This is a genomic window from Hydrogenophaga sp. (assembly GCF_051860785.1).
GTDB lineage: Bacteria > Pseudomonadota > Gammaproteobacteria > Burkholderiales > Burkholderiaceae_C > Hydrogenophaga.
This window is the reverse complement of sequence record NZ_JBIMLB010000019.1, coordinates 51,745-66,484: the sequence shown is the minus strand read 5'-3', so window position 1 is coordinate 66,484 and position 14,740 is coordinate 51,745. Positions and strand designations below refer to the sequence as shown.

The following is a 14,740-nucleotide window of genomic DNA, read 5'->3' as shown; positions in this document are numbered from 1 at the left end:
GGTGCGGCCACTGGCCGCACCCAAGAACTGAACCGATCCCCATTGCAAGAGGTTTGACATGACATCCATTGGCTCAAGCGCAGTTCAAGTGACCCTTTCGGGTCGCGAATTGGCCCTGCAGCGGCGCCAGGCCATGGCTTTGCGCGGCAAGGCCGGTGTGGTCAGGTCCGCTGCAGCGCAGTCGGCGGTTGCCGCAGTGCCCAGGCCTGCGATGGCGATGGCCAGGTCGACGCCACGCACCGCCGTGGCTGCTGTCGAGCGTTCGGCAGCGGTCATGGCGCCGACGACGAGCGCGGCCCGCCAGCGCCGTCAGGCCTTGAGTCAGTCGGGAAAATCGGCGTTGGGTGTGCAGGCTGCGGCCACGCGACCGGCGCGGACACGGGCACCGGTGGCCTTGCCGCAGCAAGCGCTGGCTGCCGACTGCGGCTGTGGTTGCAAGGGTGCGGGCTGCGCGACCGCTTCAGGTCCGCTCGAGTCGTCTGTTGTGCAACCCGCTTTCAGTGGGGCACACGCTCCATATGCACCCGCCATGGACACGGGTTCGACCCGTGCGCTGGCCCGCGCCCGCCGTGTTGCCCTGGCCACCGATGGAAAGAAGGCCATGCTTCGCGTGGCCCAAGCCACCCGGCTGGCCGCCGTGCTGCCCCAGCAAGACTGGCAGCAGGCGATTGAAAAAGGTGCGTCGGGCCGCGAAGTGGCCAAGCAACGCCGCCTGGTGCGTGCGCTGGTTGGTCGCGAAGACACCGGCTCGGCAGCACCCCGGCCCAATGGCCGCATGCGCGCCAAAAATGAAACGACTGCTGCGCCGCCCAAGGTGGCCATCGGTCACACACTGTCCGGCCAGTCCGTCACTGGCACCCCGGTGGACAGCAGCCGCAAAGTGACCGGCAACGAAGCCGGTGCCTGCAAAAGCATCACCGGCACCGAATACCTGAGTCTGGAGCAGTTCAGCTCCGTGTGTGGCACCCGGCCCGCGCCAGGTCCGGCCAAGGTGGCGGTGAGCAGCACCTTGCGCGAACAGAAGGTGACGGGCACCGAGGTCGGTCGTTCGGCCCATGTGACGGGTGACGAGGCCGGATCGTGCCGCAGCGTCACCGGCACAGAGTACCTGTCGCGTGAGCAGCAGCAGACGGTTTGTGATGCCGTGCCCCTGCCCGGCCCGCGCAAGGTCAGTGTCATGTCGTCGCAAGGCGGACAAGCGGTGTCGGGTGTCGAGGTCGGGCGTTCCGTCAAGGTCACGGGCAACGAGCCCGGTGCCACGCGGCAGCTGACCGGCAGCCAGTACTTCAACGCCACCGACTTTGGCCAACCCGCCGGTCGCGAGGCTCCCCCGAAAGTGGCCACGGTGCAGACCCTGGCGGGCAGCACGGTCACCGGCACCAAAGTCGGCCTGAGCTCCAAAGTGACCGGTGACGACCGCGGCGGATGCCGTGCCGTCACGGGCACCGATTACATCAGCGCCCGCCAGCAGGGGGCGGTGTGTGCCACCACCGAGCTGGTGCAGCCCGTGCGCAAGGTGGGGCAGGACCAGACCTGGAACAACCAGACCATCACCGGCACCCGGCTCGGGCGCTCAAAGCAGGTCACCGGCGACGAGCACGGCGGCTGCGCACCGATCAGCGGCACGGCATACATTGGCACGCAGCAGTACCAGGGCTTTTGCGAACCCGCGCAACGGGACTCCCAGCAGGCACTCGGTCGCCGCGAAACGCTGATCTCTGCCGCCACCGTGACGGGCGACCGCCCGGGGGCCGGTGGCAGCGCGATGACGGGTGACCAGCGCGGCGCCTGTGGCCCCATCAGTGGCACCCCTTATTTTGGCGCCGACAACCTGCCCAAGCAGTGCAGCACCAGCGGTCGTTTTGTGGTCCCGGCTCGCCCGGAAAAAACCGCCACGCCAGCCGCCGCGGCCAAGGACTTCAGCATCCGCCCACCATCGCGCCAGGCGCAAGAACGGGCCTCGGGCGCCGTCACGGGTTCGGCGTTCAGTGGTCAGCGCATCACCGGCACGGTCAACAAAGGCGGTGGCCTCATTACCGGCACCCCCGAGTTTCGCCACCGCGAGAGCGAGCCCGTGGCAGCGCCGCAGCAGGAAGAGGTCAGCGCGGCTGCGGCCACCCGGCTCACCGGTGAAGGCAGCCAGTCGGGTGCCCGCATCAGTGGCTCGGCCTGGCAGACTTCCGGTCGTGTGACCGGGACCGAAGGCACTTCATCGCTGGCCCGCAACCCGTCGCAGCGCGGTGAGGCGCGTGGCCAGGGCATGTCGGCGCTGCAGTTCCGCAAGGTCGAACGTGTCGAGCAGCCGCAGAGCCGGGTCACCGGTTCGTCCGGCAACACCGCCAAGGGTGCTGCCGTGACCCTGTCGGGCGGCGCGCGCGGTTGAGTACCCAAGGCTCCAGGGACACCACGGTGAACACGCTCAAACGCCTTGCCGCCATGCGCTCAGTCGCAGGCCTGCGCCAGCCGCAGGACCTGGACAACCCGGCGTGTGTCGTGGGTGCCAACCAGCGCTGCGAACACGCGTTGGTGGACCAAGCGCTGAACGAGCGCCTGTATGCCTACGAGCAGCGGGTGCGCGGGCGCTTCGCTCCTATCGGTGGCTTGCTCAAGACCTTGTCCGCGTTGCAGCATGAGCTGGACTTCGCGGTGCGTGCCCAGCAGTTGGCGCAAGCCCAGCTGGGCTATGCGCTGCCGCAAGCGCTGCTGAACGACGCCTGGATCAGCGGTCTGGATCTGCGTGCCCTGCATGCGCACTGCATCTTTCGCAGTTTCAAGGCCTGCATTGAAGGTGCTGCGGTCGACCAGGCGCCCTGGCTGGAGCGCATGGCGATCAATGAAGCGTTCCTGCGCTCGTGTGGTTACCACACGGTGGATCTCAGTCCCTGTGCCGACGGTCGCCTGCAAGGTCTGCTGCCATTCGTGCTCCGCATTGCGCCGAACGACGCGGTCACCGTCAAGGCTTACGCCGGTGCGTTGTTCGATGTCGAGGCCGACGTGGTCGACTGGACGCGCCGCGAGCTGGAACGTCTAAGCGGTGGCATGGTGGGTGCCGAGAGCTGCAACTACTTGAAGATCGCGGTCTACCACTACAGCACCTCCAACCCCTGCCACCAGGGCTGCGCCGCCCACGGCAGCCAGGACCACCTGGCCACCATGGCGGCAACCGCCAAGCTCGATGAACTGCGCGCCGCCGTGGACAACAGCTTTGGCCGGGGCGCTGCGCCCGAGACGCTGCTGATCGGCATGGACACCGACACCGATGCGATTCGCGTGCACCTGCCCGATGAGCAGTCGGCCAACTGCCCGCTGCGCTATGCGGAGAGTGCGCAGCTCTTTCGCGACACGCTGGGCCTGAGCGCGCCCGCTGCGCGCGAGGCGATTGCCCGCGCCGTGGAGAGCGCCGCGCGCGATGGCGGCCTGCGTCCCGGCATGCGCCAGCTCGTCGAGCGCCTGCTGGAGGCCAACTTGTCGCAGATCGAATACGTGATCCAGCACCACGAAGGCCGCTACGCCGACATCGGGCACAACGAACGCTTCATTTGCGCGGGCGAGGCCATGAGCGAGCTGCAGTTGCGCAACAAGTTTTACTTCGCCCACCTCGACACCGTGGAAGAGGGAGCGCCCGACCTGGACGTGGGCATCAAGATATTCACCGGGCTCAACGTCAGCCGCGGCCTGCCGGTGCCGGTGCTGGTGCACTTCCACTATGCGTCCCGCGTGCCCGGTGCCCGCGAACGCGCGATCAGCCGCTGTCGGCGGGTCAGGTCGGCCATCGAGTCGCGCTACGCGTCCCTGCATGCACAGGGTCTGCTGCATTGCCAGATGGCGGTGAGCGACCAGGACGGCAGCGAGCGCTGCGCCTGGATCGACGCGTCCACCGTTACCAGCGGTCATTGAAGTCCACAGCCGACAAGAGGCATTTATGAAGATCATGAAAGTCGAGAAAACGCTGGTGTCGACAAACCGGATCAACGCGTTTGGACACCGGCCTTTGCTGGTGGTGCAGGACAAGGCGGGCGGCGCGCGCAGCGTGGCGGTGGACGCCGTGGGTTGCATCCCCGGAGACTGGGTGATTTGTGTCGGTTCGTCGGCAGCGCGGGATGCTGCGGGGAGCCGCGAGTTTCCGTCCGATCTCACCATCGTCGGGATCATCGATCACTGGCAAGGGGAGGCGGTCTGATGGACATCATGCGCGTCAAAGACGAGTTGGTGTGCACGCGCCGGGTGCCGGGCTTGCGCTCGGCTTCGCTTCGGGTGCTTCAGAGTCAGCAGGGTGATCTGTCGGTGGCCACCGATGCGGTGGGCGTGCCGGAGGGCAAATGGGTGTTCACCACCAGCGGCAGCGCGGCGCGGCTGGCGATGAGCGACCCGCAGGTCATCACCGACCTGACCATTTGCGGAATCATTGATCAGTGGGATCCGTGAGACCGCGATGGACGGGCGGTGGGGTAGACGAAGGCCTTGAGACTTCGAGGTGGTTTGGTTTTAGTTCTGGTTCTTTTTGTTCATGAAGGAGTATTGAAATGGCTGATAACAGAGGCATTGCCCTGGGCATGATTGAAACGCGTGGCTTGGTGCCCGCCATTGAAGCGGCGGACGCGATGACCAAGGCCGCCGAAGTGCGTCTGGTGGGTCGTCAGTTCGTCGGTGGCGGCTACGTCACAGTGCTGGTGCGTGGCGAGACCGGTGCCGTCAACGCCGCGGTGCGCGCCGGTGCCGATGCCTGCGAGCGCGTGGGCGACGGCCTGGTGGCCGCGCACATCATCGCCCGTGTACACAGCGAAGTGGAAGGCATGCTGCCCTCCACGCCTTCCGCCTGAACGTTCTGCACCCCCGCAGACTGGGCACCCCCCATCACCCCCAACGAGGAGATAGACATGGCTGACAACAGAGGCATTGCCCTGGGCATGATTGAAACGCGTGGCCTGGTGCCCGCCATTGAAGCGGCGGACGCGATGACCAAGGCCGCCGAAGTGCGTCTGGTGGGTCGTCAGTTCGTCGGTGGCGGCTACGTCACGGTGCTGGTGCGTGGCGAGACCGGTGCCGTCAACGCCGCGGTGCGCGCCGGTGCCGATGCCTGCGAGCGCGTGGGCGACGGCCTGGTGGCCGCGCACATCATCGCCCGTGTGCACAGCGAAGTGGAAGGCATGCTGCCGTCCGCACCGACCCCCTGATCTGGCTCCCAGATCCGATACCCACAACAATGCTCTGCGGAGCGATGGAGAACCCAAATGGCCAATGTACGAGCTGCGGTGAGCGGTGTTGCCCTGGGCATGATTGAAACGCGCGGCCTGGTGCCCGCCATTGAAGCGGCGGACGCGATGACCAAGGCCGCCGAGGTGCGTCTGGTGGGTCGCCAGTTCGTCGGCGGCGGCTACGTCACGGTGCTGGTGCGTGGCGAGACCGGTGCCGTCAACGCCGCGGTGCGCGCCGGTGCCGACGCCTGCGAGCGCGTGGGCGATGGCCTGGTGGCCGCGCACATCATCGCTCGCGTGCACACCGAAGTCGAAGGCATGCTGCCGACCGCCCCCGATGGCGAAGGTGGTGGCCTCGACGGTGAAATCACCATGGTGCGCAGCTAACGCCCTGTCGGTCGCCGCTGACACCCTTGGACCATGAACGCAGATCCCCGCACCCTGGGCTGGCTGAGTCGGGCACTGACGCATGAACTCGGTGCCGTTCAGCAGTACCTGGCGCAAAGCGCGTTGGCGCGACTCTGGGGCGAGGTGCAACTGGCCGGGCATTTGCAGCGCGAAGCGGCCGAGGAGCTGGGGCATGCCGAGCGGCTCATGGAGCGTTTGATTTTGCTGGGGGTGGCCCCCAGCGCCAGCGTTCTGGCACCTGTCCGGCTGGGGCGCACGGTTGAACAATTGTTGCGGGCCAACCGGCAAATGGAGTTCGACGCGGTGCACCTGTACCAAGAAGCCCTGTTGCACGCCACCCGTGTGCGCGATGGGGATGTGGCCGAGCTGATGAGGTCCATTCTTGAAGAAGAAATGGCGCATCTGGCCGACATGGATCACCTCATGACGGAGCAAATCAACCATGGCTGAGCAACCCGATGGCTGGGAGTCCCGCGGCAAGCAGCCGACGCTGTTCCGGCGCTTTGATTTCGAGCGCTATGGTCAGACGCGTGACTTCGTGGACGCGTTGTCGGCGCTGACCGAGGCCCAGGGCGTGCACCCGCAAAACATCAATTTTGGCAGCACCTATGTGAACGTGACGCTGGATCCGAACGCGGCCGGTCTGGCCGATGCCGATCTTGCGGTGCGTATCAACGCTTTGTACCACCCTGCGGGCGTCTGACCATGCCGACCCAGGTCACGGCGGTCATCAACCAGAAGGGCGGCGCGGGAAAGACCACGCTGGCCATGAACCTGGCCGCCGGCCTGGCCCGGCGCGGCAACACGGTGGTGATCGACCTCGATCCCCAGGGCTCTTCGGTGCAGTGGGCCAGCCAGGGCAGTGCGCCGTTTCCGGTGTCGGTCAAGCAGCTTCAAGGAAAGTGGGATGCGCGCAGCCTGCGCCAGACGTTTCGGGCCTTTGCCCACGTGGTGCTGGACTGTCCACCGTCGCTGGAGAGCCATGCTTCGGTGCAGGCCTTGCGTGCCTGCGATCTGGCGCTGATTCCAGTGTTGCCTTCGCCGGTGGACCTGTGGGCCAGTCTGCGCCTGCCGCTGGAGATCGAAGAGGCGCGCCGCCTGCGGCCTCAGATCCGGGCCTACCTCGTGCTCAACCAGATGGAGCCGCAGAGCGCGTTGTCCGGGGCCATGACCGAAGCCCTGGCCGACTTCGGACTGCCGGTTCTGCAGGCCACCGTACGGCGCCGTGCCGCCTTTCGCACCGCTGCGCTGGACGGCGTGTCGGTCTACCAGATGGGTGGGCGTGGCGCGCCCGCCGCCGCAGACATCGAAGCCATCATCCACGAGATTCTTGAACCATGACCAACCTAAAAGACAAGCTCTCGGCTAGCGTGCGCCAGGCCAAGACCCGCACGCAGCCGGTTGCACCTGTCACCGCCAAAACCGGTCGCTCCCCGGTACCTACCGCCACCAAGGCGACGGCGCCCAAGCCCGTTGCCGCAAAGCCAGTGGCCACCCAGGCGCCGACCCACAGCGGCATCGCTTTCCCGGATCGCGTGTGGCCCGATTGAACCCAGGTTGAACGATGTTTGAGGGGACCCTCCATGCCTAACGATTTCTACTCCAGAACCTATTCGCCGCGCCAGGAAGCGCTGGCGCGCGCCAGCCAGCAGGCGCCCCAGGCCTCGCTGCGCCAGGCCTCGGCCACCTCCACAGACGCTGATGTGCTAGCGCCGCACCGGGTGCGCAGCGAGCCCTACTACCGGGTGGTGGCCGACGAGGTCGAGCTGTACGAGGCGGCGTACTCGGTGCGCATGCCCATGATGCTCAAAGGCCCCACCGGCTGTGGCAAAACACGCTTTGTCGAGTACATGGCGTGGAAGCTGGACAAACCATTGATCACCGTGGCCTGCAACGAAGACATGACCGCCTCCGATCTGGTGGGTCGCTATCTGCTGGATGCCCAGGGCACGCGCTGGCAGGACGGTCCGCTGGCGGTAGCGGCACGCCATGGGGCCATCTGTTACCTGGACGAGGTGGTTGAGGCACGCCAGGACACCACCGTGGTGATCCACCCGCTGACCGATGCGCGCCGCGTGCTGCCGCTGGAAAAAAAGGGCGAACTGCTGCAGGCGCACCCCGACTTCCAGATCGTGATTTCCTACAACCCGGGCTACCAGTCGCTGATGAAGGACTTGAAGCAGTCCACCAAGCAGCGCTTTGGCGCGCTGGATTTCAGCTACCCCGAGCACGACACCGAGGCCGAGATCGTGGCGCACGAGTCGGGTGTGGGCCTGGATGTGGCCAAGAAGCTGGTGCACATCGGCGAGCGCGCGCGCAACCTCAAGGGCCACGGCCTGGACGAGGGCCTGTCCACCCGCATGCTGATCTACGCGGGTTCGCTGATTGCCCAAGGCGTGTCGGCGCTGGCCGCCTGCCGGGTGGCGCTGGTGCGCCCCATCACCGACGACCCCGACATGCGCGACGCGCTCGACGCGGCCGTCACCACCTACTTCTGAGTCGGCAGCCGCACCGCACCCGTCCCATGGCCATCCACCTCGACGACCACGCTGAGCTTCTGGCGGACTTGCCGCAAGACGCACAGGAGGTGCTGCGCGCGGCCTGGGGCGAAGCGGCGCGGGTGTTTTCGGCGCGCGGGCTGGACAACTATCTCAAGGGCGCGGTGGCCCTGCACCAGCTGGGGCGCGGCGAAGAACTGGTGGTGAGCTTCATCCAGACCATGCCCGAGGTGGCACGCGCCATCGGCGAGGATGTGCTGCCCGACGTAGTCAACTTCCTGCTCGGCATGGCGTCCAAGACCTCCGGTGCGGTGCTCGCGCTGATCGTGGGCACGGCGCCGCTGGCGGCCAGCCGCCTGGGTGACGAAGAGCTGTTTCGCCACTACCTGAACGTCTTGTCCATCGTGTTGGCACAGGCGCCACGCGGCCTGCGCCCGATGCTGGAGAACCTGGACCGCCTGCTGTCCCAGCTCACGCTGGGCGGGTTGCGGCGCTGGGTGATGTGGGGCGCGCAGGCCTACAAGGCCGACTTTGAGGGCCAAGTCAGGTACTTCTCGCTGCAAAGCGGCGATGCGTTGTCGGTGCTGCAGCAAGAGCGCAAGGGCACCTTGTTCGTGGACGTGCAGCGCCGCCTGAACATCTATCTGCGCGCCATGTGGGGTCGCGACGTCTTTCTGCGCCCGACCGCCGGCGACTACGAAAACCGCGACGGGCTCAAGCCGTACATCGAGCGCTTCTGTGTCCACATCGCCGATGCCTACGACGACTTCCGCCCCCAGGGCGATGACACGCCGGACGGCGGCGTGGTGGCGGGGGTCGAGGTCTACCGCGCCGTGGTCAACCACTGCGCGGCGCACCTGATGTTCACGCAGGCGCCGCTGTCGCTGCAGACGCTGAACAACACGCAAAAGGCGATCATCGAGGTGGTGGAAGATGCGCGCGTGGAGGCGCTGGCCTGCAGCCGGTTTCCCAACATGCGGGCAGCCTGGCTGGTGTTTCACGCGCCCTCCGATGCGGCCGAGCCCACCAGTCTGGGCGACCTGCTGAACCGCCTGGCGCGGGCTTTGCTGGAAGAACAGTCGAGCGACCCGCACCCCTGGGTGCAGGAAGGCGTGGCGCTGTTCCGGGCCGAGGCCGACCTGTCCAGCAACCAGCTGAGCTGGAACATCGGCGTGGCCCTGGCGCACAGCCTGGGCCCGCTGGACCTGCCCGAATACAACCAGCGCACCGACGGCCTGCGCGCGCTCTACCGCGACGACAACCGCACCGTCTGGGCGTCCGAGGCCTACGACGAGGCGGCGGCGCTGGAAGCCACCTGGGCCCCGAAGCAGGTGCGCAAGAAGGTCCGCCTGATGGAGATGGTCAACGAGACCAACAACGAATTTGCCGGCGATGACGCGCAGGAAATCTGGGTGCTGCCGAGCGAGTTCTACCTCGACCAGGAAGGCGTGAGCATCAATTCGCTGGAGGGCCGCCCGCCCGTGGCCGACCCGGTGCATTACCACGAGTGGGACCACCAGATCCAGCTAGAGCGCCCGAGCTGGGTGACGGTGCTGGAGCGCCAGCCGCCGCTGGGCGAGCTGGCGCTGATCGAGCAGATTGAGAGCGACCACAAGCCGGTGATGTCGCGCCTGAAGTTCCTGATCGGTTCCATGATCCCGCAGGGCATGCAGCGCATCCGGCGGGTCGAAGACGGTGACGAGCTGGACATCAATGCAGCCGTGCGCGCCATGATCGACATCCGCATGGGCCAGCAACCCGATACCCGCATCATGATGCGCAACCAGCGCAGCGAGCGCGACTTGGCGGTGATGGTGCTGCTGGACATGTCCGAGTCGTGCAACGACAAGGTGCGCGGGCAGGACTACAGCATCATGGACCTGTCGCGCGCCGCCACGGTGCTGTTGTCGGACGCTCTGGACCGCATTGGCGACCCCTTCGCGTTGCACGGGTTTTGCTCCGACGGCCGACACGATGTGCACTACCACCGCTTCAAGGACTTTGACCAACCGTACAACGCCCTCGTGAAGGCGCGGCTGGCGGGCATGAAGGGCGCCTACTCCACCCGCATGGGTGCGGCCTTGCGCCACGCAGGCGCGGCGCTCAAGCTACAGCCCAGGCGCAAGAAGGTGTTGTTCATCATCACCGACGGTGAACCGGCCGACAACGACGTGCGCGACCCCCAGTACCTGCGCCAGGACACCCAGCGCGCGGTGCAAGAGCTTGCGCGCGATGGCATCACCGTCTATGCCCTGAGCCTGGACCCGCACGCCGACCAGTACGTGGCGCGCATTTTTGGCGCCAAGAATTTCACCGTCATCGATCATGTGGAGCGCCTGCCCGAAAAGCTGCCGCTGCTCTACATGGGCCTGACCCGCTGAGGCCGAGGCGATCCATGGACATCAGCCTGCGCGCCTTCGTATTCATCGACTCGTTGCAGCCGCAACTGGCCTCGTACCTGGCCACCTCGTCCCAGGGCTTTCTGCCGATACCGGGCGACGCCTGCCTGTGGGTCGAAGTCGCGCCCGGCATGGCGGTGCACCGGCTGTCCGACATCGCGCTCAAGCGCACCAATGTGCGCATGGGCGAGCAGGTCGTGGAGCGCTCGTTCGGCTCGATGGAAATTCACTACCGCAACCAGAGCGAGGTGCAGGAGGCCGGGCGCATCATGCTGGAGCAGCTCGGTGCCCAGGAGGGGGACCGCATGGCCTGCCGCATCGCCTGGAGCGAGGTCATCTGCGCCGTCACCCCCGACCATGCCACGCTGATCAACCGGCAACTGCGCAAGGGCTCGATGTTGCTGCCGGGCAAGAGCATGTTCATCCTGGAAACCGAGCCGGCCGGTTACATCGTCTATGCTGCCAACGAGGCCGAAAAGGCCGCCAACGTGACCTTGGTGGATGTCAAGGCTTTCGGCAGTTTTGGCCGCCTCACCATGATGGGCACCGAGGCCGAGGCCGAGGCGGCCGCGCAGGCCGCGCACCGCGCCATTGACCAGCTCAACCGCCAGGCGCGGCAGGACTGAAATAGCCCATGGACATCAACTCCACTACCAAGAAGCTGCTGTTCAACACCGTTCGCGTGGACACGGTGCTGGAAGATGGCAGCGAGGGCTCGGGCACCGCGTTTGTCGTCAGCCATGCGCACGCGCGCGGCAGCCACACCTTCATCGTCACCAACCGGCATCTGGTCGAAGGGGTGCGGCGCGGGGGGCTGGTGTTCACCCAGAAGCGCCATGGTCAGCCGCTGTTGGGTCAGCGTTTCCAGCTCAACATCGATGATTTTCCGCAGGCCTGGTTCGGGCATCCCGACCCGGCGGTGGACTTGGCCATCGTGCCCATGCGCCCGCTGGAGCAGGCCGCCAACGCCCAGGATGTTGAGCTGTACTACCAGCCCATCGACACGCGTCTGGTGCCCGATGAGGCCGCCACCCGCGCGCTGGACGCACTGGAAGAAGTGCTGTTCGTGGGCTACCCCAGCGGCGTGTGGGACCAGGTCAACCTGATGCCCATCCTGCGGCGCGGCACCACGGCCACACCCATGGCGTTGAACTTCGAGGGGCGGGCCGAATTCCTGATCGATGCCGCCGTTTACCCCGGCTCCAGCGGCAGCCCGGTGTTCGTCTACCTGCCCGAGACGCTGCGTCCGCAGCAGAGCGTGGGCAAGAGATTCCTGTTCGCGGGCGTGGTGGCGGCGGTTTTCTTCCGCGAAGAGGCCAATCACCCGGTGGTGGCGCCCGTGCCGCCCAACAACCAGGGCATGGTCATGGGCTCGGAAATGATCGACCTGGGCCTGGTCATCAAGTCGCAGGCGGTGGTCGAAGTCATCAACGCGTACCTGGGCAAATGGCTCGAATAGGGCCCCTGCCCTGATCCGACCACAACCACAACCACAACAGTGCCGAGACAACATGCAAGACAAGATCATCTACAGCGGTTTCAACCAGGATTCGCACGGCATGACCACGCTCGGGCGTGTCGTGCTCGATGCATGGTTGTTCCAGCTGCTGCCGCGCAGTGAAGACTGCGCGGGTTGGGACCTGAGCCGCATGCAGCAACTCATGGACAAGGTGTCGAAGACCTGGGACGAACACGGCGCCTTACCCAGCCGGTTGCCGCCCGCGTTGCAGCAAAGCCATGCCGAACTGTATGCCTGGGCCGCGGCGCGTGGCCGAGGGCTGGGCTGGAATCCTGAGCTGGGTGACGACGAGTAGGGCGTAGTGCGCGCTGCGTCCTGGGCGCTGTATGGCCTGGCGCCGCGTCAGGCAGCGTTCGTTTTGTGTTTGTTCATCGTTTTGGGGTCAAACCATGTCTGACTTTGATACCGCCCAGTCGCGACCCATCGGGGAGGTGAGATGGGATTAGAGACCACGCCCGCCAGCGGCTTTGCCGGGCTCAGGCACTGGCGCCATGACGCGACAGCCGGCCTGCAGGTGGCGCTGCTGTGGATGCCGTTTTCCCTCGGGGTGGCGCTGGCATCGGGCGCCCCGGCCATCGCCGGCCTGATTTCGGCCATCGTCGCGGGCCTGCTGTATCCCCTGCTGGGCGGCTCGCACGTCACCGTCAGCGGGCCGGCGGCGGCGCTGGCTCCGGTGCTGCTGTGGGGCATGCTGCTGCTGGGGCACGGCGATCTGGCGCTGGGCTACCCGCTGGTGCTGGTGGCCATCGTGCTCACGGGCGTGCTGCAACTGTTGCTCAGCGCCCTGCGCGCCGGGCAGTACGCCGCCATGCTGCCGGCCACCGTGGTGGAGGCCATGCTCGCGGCGATTGGCATCATGATCATCGTGCGCCAGGTTCCAGCGCTGCTGGGTGCGCCGTCCATTCCCTCCAAATCGGTGCTGGACTCCATCGGCAATTTGCCGCAACAGCTGGTGCAAGCGCAGTGGTTGGTGGCGGGGGTGGGCATCGTCAGCCTGGGGCTGATGTTTGCACTGCGGCGCAAGCTCAACGGACTTTGGCGCTGGCTTCCGGCGGCGATCGTCGTGGCCGGTTTTGGCGTGCTGGCCAGCTCGCTGCTGGGCTTTGATGCGAAGCTGCGCATCGCCATGCCCGAGCACGTGCTGGATGGCATTCACTTTCCGGCGTTTGCCCATTTCCTGTCCAGCCCCGATCTGTGGCTGACGATGGCGCTGGTAGTGTTCACCTTCACCATGATCGACGGCGTGGAGTCGGTCGCCAGCGTGAAGGCGGTGGACAAGCTCGACCCCTGGCGGCGCAAGTCCGATGCCAACAAGACCCTGCGCGCCATGGGCGTGTGCAACCTCACCTCGGGCATGATCGGCGGGCTCACCGTGATCCCGAACGCGGTGCCCAGCCGCGCCAACATCGACGCCGGTGCGCGCACCCTGTGGTCCAACCTGTACAGCGGTCTGTTCCTGCTGCTGTTCGTGCTGGTGCTGCCCGATGTGCTCCGGCTCATCCCGCTGGCGGCCATTGCCGGCATCCTGATCTACATCGGCTGGCGCCTGTGCGAGCCCGCGCTGTTCACGCGCATGCTGGCCATCGGCCGCGACCGCTTTGTGGTGTTCGTCGGCACCGTGTTGGCCATTTTACTGACCGACCTGCTGCTGGGCATGTTCATCGGCGTGGCCATCGAACTGGTGCTGCTGGTTTATTTGTTGATGCCGTCGGTGCGGCTGGTGCTGACCGGGCGAATGGACTGGGGCACCTCCAGCCGCCTGCTGTGGACCAACTTCACCAGCATGTTCCGCAGCCCGGTCATCAAGCACCGCAGCGAGGAGCACGCGGGCCAGACCGTGCATGTGCTGACGCTGGGCTCGCTGGTCGGCTTCAACCTGCTGCCGCTGGAAAAAGCGCTGGCGCGCCTGCCGCAGAGCGACGGTGTGCGGCTGCGCTTCACCGAGTCGGCACGCATTATCGACCACACGGCGGCCGAGTTTCTGCAGCACTTCGAGGAAGAAGCGGCCGCCCACGGGCGGCCATTTTCGGTGGACGGTATCGAGCGCTTTCATGCCTTCTCGGCGCATCCGCTGGCCGCCCGCATGCAGGAGCCGCACATTGCGCAGCGAATCGCACAGCGCGACGAGCGTGCACAGCAGATGGCGGCGCTGGCCCAGCGGCTGGGGCTGGCCTTCGCGCCGCAGGTCGCGGCCATCATCAACCGCCACGATTTTGTCTACCTGCGGCGCGGCGATCAGCGCGAGATCAGCAACCTCATGCACGGCGCCTGGGCCGGTGGGCAGATTCGGCTGTTCGACTACAGCCACACTTCGGCCCCTGACTACCACGTGCCGCACCGGCACACGCTCATGATGTACGAGCTCCCGGCCGACTCGACGCAGCCCGACTTCGTCCTCACGCCCGGGCACTACCTGGAGCGCTATCTCGTCAACCTGAGCGAGCGTTCCGACGTCGCTGCGGCGCCCGGCTACCGGCTCTACATGCCGCCGGGACAGGGGCTCCCGGACATGCCACCGGCGGTGCTCGATGCGCTGGAGCGCTTTGGCCCGCTCTACATTGAAATCCGTGGGCGCGTCGTGCTCGCCTTCTGCCCGCAGCGGGAGTTGGAGGACGCACAGCACACCGAAATGCTCGTTACTCTGGCAACGGCGCTCGCAGACCACTCCGCAGTGACTTGACGGCACCTGATCCGGACCTGATTGGCCCGGTCAACGACACG

At 66.4% G+C, this 14,740-nt stretch carries 17 protein-coding genes; all 17 read left to right on the top strand.

Annotated elements, in window-relative coordinates:
* Window positions 1-58 precede the first annotated feature (58 nt).
* Window positions 59-2,383 carry a CsoS2 family carboxysome shell protein gene (locus ACTIF6_RS20740; protein ID WP_305683765.1) on the top strand — a complete coding sequence of 775 codons (2,325 nt, stop codon included), beginning with the start codon at window positions 59-61 and terminating at the stop codon, window positions 2,381-2,383.
* Window positions 2,384-2,409: 26 nt separating this feature from the next.
* Window positions 2,410-3,897 carry a carboxysome shell carbonic anhydrase gene (locus ACTIF6_RS20735; protein ID WP_291210694.1) on the top strand — a complete coding sequence of 496 codons (1,488 nt, stop codon included), beginning with the start codon at window positions 2,410-2,412 and terminating at the stop codon, window positions 3,895-3,897.
* 25 nt (window positions 3,898-3,922) lie between these two features.
* Window positions 3,923-4,180 carry a carboxysome peptide A gene (locus ACTIF6_RS20730; RefSeq protein WP_291210692.1) on the top strand — a complete coding sequence of 86 codons (258 nt, stop codon included), beginning with the start codon at window positions 3,923-3,925 and terminating at the stop codon, window positions 4,178-4,180.
* Window positions 4,180-4,425, top strand: a complete 246-nt coding sequence (locus ACTIF6_RS20725; RefSeq protein WP_291210689.1) for a carboxysome peptide B — start codon at window positions 4,180-4,182, stop codon at window positions 4,423-4,425. Before ACTIF6_RS20730 ends, ACTIF6_RS20725 begins: the two co-directional genes overlap by 1 nt.
* 98 nt (window positions 4,426-4,523) lie before the next feature.
* Complete coding sequence (locus tag ACTIF6_RS20720; protein WP_291210687.1) at window positions 4,524-4,820, top strand: BMC domain-containing protein; 297 nt, start codon at window positions 4,524-4,526, stop codon at window positions 4,818-4,820.
* 57 nt (window positions 4,821-4,877) lie between these two features.
* The gene (locus ACTIF6_RS20715) at window positions 4,878-5,174 is read left to right on the top strand and encodes a BMC domain-containing protein (protein WP_291210685.1); all 297 of its coding nucleotides are present in this window, start codon (window positions 4,878-4,880) and stop codon (window positions 5,172-5,174) included.
* A gap of 57 nt (window positions 5,175-5,231) precedes the next feature.
* Entirely contained in the window at window positions 5,232-5,582 is a 351-nt protein-coding gene (locus tag ACTIF6_RS20710; protein ID WP_291210682.1) for a BMC domain-containing protein, read from the top strand.
* Window positions 5,583-5,615: 33 nt separating this feature from the next.
* On the top strand, window positions 5,616-6,053 hold the full coding sequence (locus ACTIF6_RS20705; protein WP_291210679.1) for a ferritin-like domain-containing protein: 438 nt from the start codon (window positions 5,616-5,618) through the stop codon (window positions 6,051-6,053).
* Complete coding sequence (locus ACTIF6_RS20700) at window positions 6,046-6,306, top strand: 4a-hydroxytetrahydrobiopterin dehydratase (protein WP_291210676.1); 261 nt, start codon at window positions 6,046-6,048, stop codon at window positions 6,304-6,306. The genes ACTIF6_RS20705 and ACTIF6_RS20700 overlap by 8 nt, the downstream gene beginning before the upstream one ends.
* A gap of 2 nt (window positions 6,307-6,308) precedes the next feature.
* On the top strand, window positions 6,309-6,944 hold the full coding sequence (gene parA / locus ACTIF6_RS20695) for a ParA family partition ATPase (RefSeq protein ID WP_291210673.1): 636 nt from the start codon (window positions 6,309-6,311) through the stop codon (window positions 6,942-6,944).
* Window positions 6,941-7,153 (top strand): hypothetical protein, encoded by a 213-nt coding sequence (locus ACTIF6_RS20690; RefSeq protein WP_291210671.1) that lies wholly within the window; start codon window positions 6,941-6,943, stop codon window positions 7,151-7,153. The genes parA and ACTIF6_RS20690 overlap by 4 nt, the downstream gene beginning before the upstream one ends.
* A 33-nt stretch (window positions 7,154-7,186) precedes the next feature.
* On the top strand, window positions 7,187-8,101 hold the full coding sequence (locus tag ACTIF6_RS20685; RefSeq protein WP_291210668.1) for a CbbQ/NirQ/NorQ/GpvN family protein: 915 nt from the start codon (window positions 7,187-7,189) through the stop codon (window positions 8,099-8,101).
* 26 nt (window positions 8,102-8,127) lie between these two features.
* Window positions 8,128-10,482, top strand: a complete 2,355-nt coding sequence (locus ACTIF6_RS20680; protein ID WP_439589771.1) for a nitric oxide reductase activation protein NorD — start codon at window positions 8,128-8,130, stop codon at window positions 10,480-10,482.
* A gap of 14 nt (window positions 10,483-10,496) precedes the next feature.
* A complete protein-coding gene (locus tag ACTIF6_RS20675; RefSeq protein WP_291210662.1) occupies window positions 10,497-11,126 on the top strand; it encodes a BMC domain-containing protein in 630 nt (209 codons plus the stop codon).
* 8 nt (window positions 11,127-11,134) lie between these two features.
* Window positions 11,135-11,959: a S1 family peptidase gene (locus ACTIF6_RS20670; RefSeq protein ID WP_291210659.1), complete on the top strand. Its 825-nt coding sequence runs from the start codon at window positions 11,135-11,137 to the stop codon at window positions 11,957-11,959.
* A gap of 52 nt (window positions 11,960-12,011) precedes the next feature.
* Window positions 12,012-12,314, top strand: coding sequence for a hypothetical protein (locus ACTIF6_RS20665; protein ID WP_291210656.1), 303 nt, complete (start codon window positions 12,012-12,014; stop codon window positions 12,312-12,314).
* 141 nt (window positions 12,315-12,455) lie between these two features.
* On the top strand, window positions 12,456-14,699 hold the full coding sequence (locus ACTIF6_RS20660) for a SulP family inorganic anion transporter (RefSeq protein WP_291210652.1): 2,244 nt from the start codon (window positions 12,456-12,458) through the stop codon (window positions 14,697-14,699).
* The last annotated feature ends 41 nt before the right edge of the window (window positions 14,700-14,740 follow it).

Bases quoted from the DNA above. Each gene is read 5' to 3' on its own strand.
- ACTIF6_RS20705 (WP_291210679.1), top strand. From the start codon at position 5,616: ATGAACGCAGATCCCCGCACCCTGGGCTGGCTGAGTCGGGCACTGACG.
- ACTIF6_RS20675 (WP_291210662.1), top strand. From the start codon at position 10,497: ATGGACATCAGCCTGCGCGCCTTCGTATTCATCGACTCGTTGCAGCCG.
- ACTIF6_RS20665 (WP_291210656.1), top strand. From the start codon at position 12,012: ATGCAAGACAAGATCATCTACAGCGGTTTCAACCAGGATTCGCACGGC.
- ACTIF6_RS20725 (WP_291210689.1), top strand. From the start codon at position 4,180: ATGGACATCATGCGCGTCAAAGACGAGTTGGTGTGCACGCGCCGGGTG.
- ACTIF6_RS20680 (WP_439589771.1), top strand. From the start codon at position 8,128: ATGGCCATCCACCTCGACGACCACGCTGAGCTTCTGGCGGACTTGCCG.
- ACTIF6_RS20715 (WP_291210685.1), top strand. From the start codon at position 4,878: ATGGCTGACAACAGAGGCATTGCCCTGGGCATGATTGAAACGCGTGGC.
- parA (WP_291210673.1), top strand. From the start codon at position 6,309: ATGCCGACCCAGGTCACGGCGGTCATCAACCAGAAGGGCGGCGCGGGA.
- ACTIF6_RS20700 (WP_291210676.1), top strand. From the start codon at position 6,046: ATGGCTGAGCAACCCGATGGCTGGGAGTCCCGCGGCAAGCAGCCGACG.
- ACTIF6_RS20690 (WP_291210671.1), top strand. From the start codon at position 6,941: ATGACCAACCTAAAAGACAAGCTCTCGGCTAGCGTGCGCCAGGCCAAG.
- ACTIF6_RS20740 (WP_305683765.1), top strand. From the start codon at position 59: ATGACATCCATTGGCTCAAGCGCAGTTCAAGTGACCCTTTCGGGTCGC.
- ACTIF6_RS20730 (WP_291210692.1), top strand. From the start codon at position 3,923: ATGAAGATCATGAAAGTCGAGAAAACGCTGGTGTCGACAAACCGGATC.
- ACTIF6_RS20720 (WP_291210687.1), top strand. From the start codon at position 4,524: ATGGCTGATAACAGAGGCATTGCCCTGGGCATGATTGAAACGCGTGGC.
- ACTIF6_RS20670 (WP_291210659.1), top strand. From the start codon at position 11,135: ATGGACATCAACTCCACTACCAAGAAGCTGCTGTTCAACACCGTTCGC.
- ACTIF6_RS20660 (WP_291210652.1), top strand. From the start codon at position 12,456: ATGGGATTAGAGACCACGCCCGCCAGCGGCTTTGCCGGGCTCAGGCAC.
- ACTIF6_RS20710 (WP_291210682.1), top strand. From the start codon at position 5,232: ATGGCCAATGTACGAGCTGCGGTGAGCGGTGTTGCCCTGGGCATGATT.
- ACTIF6_RS20685 (WP_291210668.1), top strand. From the start codon at position 7,187: ATGCCTAACGATTTCTACTCCAGAACCTATTCGCCGCGCCAGGAAGCG.